The sequence below is a fragment of the Bacillus sp. AFS012607 genome (assembly GCF_002558005.1).
In the GTDB taxonomy this organism is placed as follows: domain Bacteria; phylum Bacillota; class Bacilli; order Bacillales; family Bacillaceae_G; genus Bacillus_A; species Bacillus_A thuringiensis_S.
The window spans coordinates 589,071-595,126 of sequence record NZ_NTVM01000006.1; the positions used below are offsets into that span (position 1 = coordinate 589,071).

The window sequence follows — 6,056 nt, forward strand, 5'->3', positions numbered from 1 at the left end:
CACATAATAAGGAGTTAATTGGAAAAGTATCTATGCCCTATGGTAGTGAAGAACTAGCTATTTCTCCTAAAGGTAATCGAGTTTATATCCCTTCACCATGTTTACTTGGAGACTACAAAGAGGAGCAACCTACACTTAGCATCATTAATACAGAAACCGATAAAATTATAAAGACAAAATCATTTTCAGATTTAATTACTCCGGTTCATGTAACGAATGATGGGAAAGTATTGGTAGGACATACGCGTTTTCAGAATAAGAATGGAGAGAGAACAAGAAGTATGTTTTCTCCAGCACCAGGGTATGTTTCTGTTCTTGATGGAGAATCGTTAAATATGTTAGGTACAATAGAAGTAGATTTACTCCCAATTACAATGCGTTCTTCTACGGACGGAACGGTTGGATATGTTTCTAACCTTAGATCAGGGACAATAAGTGTATTAGATTTAGTTAATTACAAGAATGTTCATACCATTGAAGTTGATCCAGGAGATCGAAATGCAGATCCTTCTGTAAATCAAGGAGCTCACGGTATAGCATATATAGAAAGGTAAAATAAGAAAACGCTATTCTTTTTGTAGAAATTTACAGAAAGTATGGCGTTTTTTATGTATCTATTAATTTCTGATGAATTCCAATTAGGTCTATTTTTTTTGCTGGTTAGGAGCGCCTGTTATTCATTATTGACTTCTGATAAATAGATTATGTTTCCATGTTAAAAGAGTAGGCAAAGTTTTTTAATGCTCGTTATTAGCTTTTGTATGAAATTAACTTTGGATAATTGATTATTGTATTCTTCTAATTGGATTAGATATTCATAATTAATTTGCAACAACCAAACTTCTTTGAAAACGAACTAAAAGGTATTTTAAATGTATGTTTTAAAACACCACTAATAATGATAACGTTTGCTAAATATAGGAGCTCCTTAAGTTTGTAAGAAGCTTACAAACCTCCTTCTTCCAATGCAACTTAAGCGTAAATTAATTTTTTGTAAATATGGAACAATGTCCTTACTTACACTGTCTATTAAGCGTTAAACATTTTTTATTAAATAAATTAAGAAAGGAATCATCATTTTTAACTAAGGGAGAAGATTGAATTGAAAAAATTATGGATGCTGCTTTTCGTTTGTTTCGCAGTTATGTTGGTAGGATGTAATAAAAACGAACCGCCAAAACAAGCATTTGAAGAATATATCAACTTATGGAATGATAGAAAATTTGCAAATATGTATGATCATTTATCAGATCATGCCAAAAAATCGATTTCTAAAAAAGAATTCACAGAAAAATATCAAAAAATCTATGAGGGGATTGGAGCTAAGAATTTAAAAGTTAAAATGAAAGGAGAGAATACGAAAGATAAAGAGCTTTTTCTTTTTGAAGTTAAAATGGATACGGATGTAGGATCAGTTTCATTCATCCACGAAGCAAAACTTGTGAAAGATAAAGAATCTTGGAAAATAGATTGGACACCGGACTTCATTTTCCCAGGAATGAAAAAAGATTACAAAGTACGTATGCAAATAGAGCAAGGAAAACGAGGAGAAATATATGATCGAAATGGAAAAGGGCTTGCAACGAATGGTAAAGCAACTGAGGTTGGAATTATTCCAGAGAAACTAGGCGAAGCAGCAGCGCAAACGAAAGGAATAGTAGCGCAATTACTTGATATGTCTATAGAAGAGGTCGAACAAAAGCTCACAGCGAAATGGATAAAACCAGACTCCTTTGTACCAATTGGCGTTTTAAAAGAGGGAACTAGACAGAATGATTATATTGAATTAGAAGGAGTTTCATCTCGCCCAGTAAATATTCGTACGTATCCATTAGGTGAAGCAGCGGCACACTTAACTGGATATATAGGAAAGGTGAATGCGGAGGAGTTAAAATCACTTCAAAAACAAGGTTATCAAGCAGATGATTTAGTAGGTAAGACCGGTTTAGAGAAAGTGTTAGAAAATAAATTGCGTGGTGAAAAGGGTGGACGCGTATTTATAGAAGATGAGAATGGGAGAGAGATTAAAAACGTAGCAAAAAAAGAAGCAAAAGAAGGAGAAAATGTTACGTTAACAATTGATGCTGCAATTCAAGAAAAAATCTTTAATGAGATGAAAACTGAAGCAGGATCTAGTGCAGCGGTCAATCCTAAAACAGGTGAAACAATCGCACTTGTAAGTAGCCCTGCTTATAATCCAAATATAATAGTTAGAGGAGCATCGAAAGCCCAACGAGAAGCATGGAATAACGACTCGAAACTACCAATGACGAATCGCTTTACACAAGCATTTGTACCAGGTTCCGTATTTAAAACGATCACAGGTGCAATTGGTTTGGAAACAAACACAATAAATCCGAAGGAAGAATTTAAAATTCAAGGATTGAAGTGGACAAAAGATTCGTCTTGGGGAAATTACTATGTAACGCGTGTAAAGGATGCAAGTCCAATTGATTTTGATAAGGCAATGAAGTACTCTGATAATATTTATTTTGCTCAACAAGCTTTGAAAATGGGAAAAGATCAGTATGTAAAGGAATTTAAAAAGTACGGATTTCATGAAAAATTACCAATCGAATACGAATTTCCTATTTCAATCATTGCAAAAGATGGGAAAAAAAACGATATTCAACTAGCAGACACGGGCTATGGACAAGGACAAGTATTAATGACGCCACTTCATTTAGCATTAACATATGCACCGATTGTGAATGAAGGGAATATTCCGTCGCCACATCTTTTAAAAGAAGCAAAAGTAGCAGGGAATTGGAAAGAAAATGTGGTTTCTAAAAAGAATCAAGAGATATTAAAGAGTGCATTAATCAAAGTCATTAATGACCCTGATGGTGCAGGGAGAATTGCAAAGGTTGATGGTGTAACGCTTGCTGGTAAAACTGGTACAGCAGAACTGAAAGAGTCGAAAGAAGCAGACGGAAAAGAACTGGGATGGTTCGCAGCTTTCGATGCAAATGCGCCAGACATGATTGTTACAATGATGATTGAAGATGTAAAAGGAAGAGGAGGAAGTAACGTTCCAGGTGAAAAAGTAAAACATGTATTTCAGAAATAATACTTAATTATAAGGTGAATTTTTTCACTAAATTTATTACATGTTTGCTTAACTCAAAGATATAAATTGGGGGAAATATAGAACAATTAAATTTCAAAAAAGCATTCTTTCTAATCGAGAATGCTTTTTTGCTGCGACTCTAGAAAGTTAATACCTTATCTTAATTTTCATTTCTAAAAAGTTGGCATTGCTAATGGTAAATAGAAGAGTATAGCAAATTGAAATGGACAAGTGGAGTGTTACGTTAAATTCAAAAAACAGATTTTCATGAGTAGAATTTTATCATTGTATGCTTTACTTGTTTTTTAGTAGTATTATTCTGCTTGAAAAAAGATAAACAATGGAACAAATGAAATTTGTATCTTGTCTATATATTGAAACCATAATAAAAGTGAGGGCAGTTTTATGTTTATTCAAATAAGTTTGAGGTGTGGAAATGGAACAGACGTTTATTGAAAAGTGTAATCATGATGAGCTGGACTATGTTATAAAAGACTATTGGCAAGATGTATGGAATTATTCATTTATTATTACGAAAGATCCACACTTATCAGATGATATCACGCAAGATGTATTTATAAAGGTGTTTAAAAATTGGAATTCATTTCGAAAGGAGTCATCTATTAAAACGTGGATATTAAAAATCACAAGAAATACGGCAATAAACTATTTGAAATCCTCCTATTTTAAAAGGATATCTTTAATAGGATTTTTTAGTGACGATAAGCAATCCCTGTCAGCAGAACAAGAATTTTTTAAGCAAGAAGAAATGAATGATGTGTGGAAGGTTGTATTAGAACTACCTAAAAAGCACCGTGAAATAATTATATTGGACGCAAAATATGAATTATCTTATGAAGAAATGGCTGAAACATTAGGAGTATCCATTGGAACTGTAAAATCGAGATTAAGTAGAGCGAGAAGTAAGGTTTCAAAATTAATAGGGGAGGGTAGTAGTGATGAACAATAAACAAAATCCTGACTGGTATAGAAAAATAAAAAAAGGGCCAATGGAGAATCGTAAAGATGAAGAAGAATTTATTTCTAAAATAAAGCAGTCTATATATGAAAATAATGAAGTGGATTTTGTAAAACATAAAAGACCATTTCGTAAAAAAGCATTACCAATTGTAGTTGTTTTAGTTTGTACAATGTTATTTTTCATTGTTCAACAACCTTGGCTTGATGATAATAAATCACCGGTACAAAGTAGTACTCAAATTAAGCCTAAAACAAAAGATGAGTCTGCTCAAGATCCATCATTAAAACAATTTATGAATGAACTATATCAAAGTACGAACTCGAAAAATGAAAATGACCTGTACAAAGCGTTAAATGATGAAGTTCTATTTAAAGGGAAGAGTTATAAGAAGGATGAACTGAAGTTTGATGAAGATATTTTTCATGAGTTGCAAGTCGCTCTTACAATGGGGGGAGAGTTTGCAAATGATACAAAAAAAGTATACAAAGTACCAAGTGGATTGACAGAAAGTAACCAACCAAAGCAAGCGCATTTTATATATGCAACGGTTACTGGAAATAAAACGAAAATTTTAGCTGAACCAAAACGAGAATCACAAGTGTTATATGAAGTATCTAATGAAATGGTAAAAGCTTGGATTCCAGAAAAAGTGCAAAATGATGGATATATAAAAATATCGACAATTAATGGCAATACTGGATACGTACAAAAAGAGTATGTTTTAACTGATATTAAGTATTCATTTATGTTCGAAAAAAATGATAATGGTGAATGGAAAATAATAAATATAGATTCTATTTGGTAAAAGAGGAAGGTTCACTTTAATGAACCTTCCTCTTTGTTTTTATTCTCTTTTTGAAGTGTATGCCAAGACTCTAAAATTTCTGATGTAACGAGAGCGGCAATGTTTTTTTCTGAATTACTACCAGGAATAACGACAGAAACGGCAATTTGTGGATCTTCAGTAGGAGCATATGCAATGAAAAGAGAATGATTTATCATTCTTTCTTGCTCATTTGGAAAGCCTGTAATACCTGTTTTACCTGCGACGTCAAAAGGCAACTTTTTAATTTCCTCTATATTTTGACTCATTCCACCTTGCACGACACTCCAAAAGTTCATCGGGTAACGATTTGAACTTTCTAAAATTGGTTTAAACTTTTTTGTTTCCTTACCGTCCGGACTAATAATTGCACTTACAGTTTGAGGTTTATATTTATCACCTTTACTTGCCAAAGTTGCTGCATATTGAGCGAGTTGAAGAGGGGTATGCACTTCATTTCCTCCCCAAGAGGCGTTTAATAAAGCGGAGATTCCATTTTCAAACTTATTAGATGGATGGAATTCATATTGTCCGTCTTCTTCAAAGGGTAAATCAATCCCGGTTTTAGAACGTAGGCCGAATTGTATTAAATAATCTGTCCATATATGTGCCACTTTTTCTATATTCCCATTATTTTGGTTGAATAGGGGCAGAGCTACTTTTGCTGTCATAAATGTGTTAGATGAATTAATGATAGCCTGCCTCGGTGTAATCTCACCTGTTGGCGTTCCAGGTGCATTCGTAATGTTATTTTGATTATCATACTGAAAAGTCCCTTTATCTAAATAAGTATCTTCGGGTTGGAAAAGCTTTTCGTTTAATCCAATTAAAATAGTGAGTGGTTTTATAGTAGAAGCCATATTTACATAAGATTCACCATACTTTAATTTTTGAATTGCTTTATTTTGCGAAAGAGAGTTAATGTTTTCTTTTCTAGAAGATACACGTGTATTTAATATATTTGGATCAAAAACTGCCGTGTTGGCCATAGTTAAAATTGCGCCAGTTTTTGCATCGCTTACTACAGCATAACCAGCTTTAGCATCAGGTGTTTTCTTAATTTGAGATCTTAATGCTTCTTCTGCCTTTTGCTGCAACTCAGAGTCTAAAGCTAGCCGTACATCTTTACCTTTTTGTACTTTTTGAATATTCCATAAGAATTTTTTATTATTCAATTTAAA

5 protein-coding genes are annotated in these 6,056 nt (G+C 33.0%); 4 read left to right on the plus strand and 1 reads right to left on the minus strand.

The genetic code is table 11. The features are described 5' to 3' along the window. The first annotated feature begins 32 nt into the window (after positions 1–32). From CN409_RS32255 to CN409_RS07620, 4 genes are all read left to right on the plus strand, one after another. Positions 33–554: a YncE family protein gene (locus CN409_RS32255; RefSeq protein WP_240518617.1), complete on the plus strand. Its 522-nt coding sequence runs from the start codon at positions 33–35 to the stop codon at positions 552–554. A gap of 548 nt (positions 555–1,102) precedes the next feature. Further along, the gene (locus CN409_RS07610) at positions 1,103–3,070 is read left to right on the plus strand and encodes a penicillin-binding transpeptidase domain-containing protein (protein WP_098217787.1); all 1,968 of its coding nucleotides are present in this window, start codon (positions 1,103–1,105) and stop codon (positions 3,068–3,070) included. 436 nt (positions 3,071–3,506) lie between these two features. Then, a complete protein-coding gene (locus CN409_RS07615; protein WP_000438327.1) occupies positions 3,507–4,040 on the plus strand; it encodes an RNA polymerase sigma factor in 534 nt (177 codons plus the stop codon). After that, on the plus strand, positions 4,030–4,857 hold the full coding sequence (locus CN409_RS07620; RefSeq protein ID WP_001060761.1) for an SH3 domain-containing protein: 828 nt from the start codon (positions 4,030–4,032) through the stop codon (positions 4,855–4,857). The genes CN409_RS07615 and CN409_RS07620 overlap by 11 nt, the downstream gene beginning before the upstream one ends. Positions 4,858–4,868: 11 nt before the next feature. Here CN409_RS07620 and CN409_RS07625 read toward each other — a convergent pair. Next, on the minus strand, positions 4,869–6,056 hold a 1,188-nt coding region (locus CN409_RS07625), incomplete at its 5' end, for a penicillin-binding transpeptidase domain-containing protein (protein ID WP_240518618.1).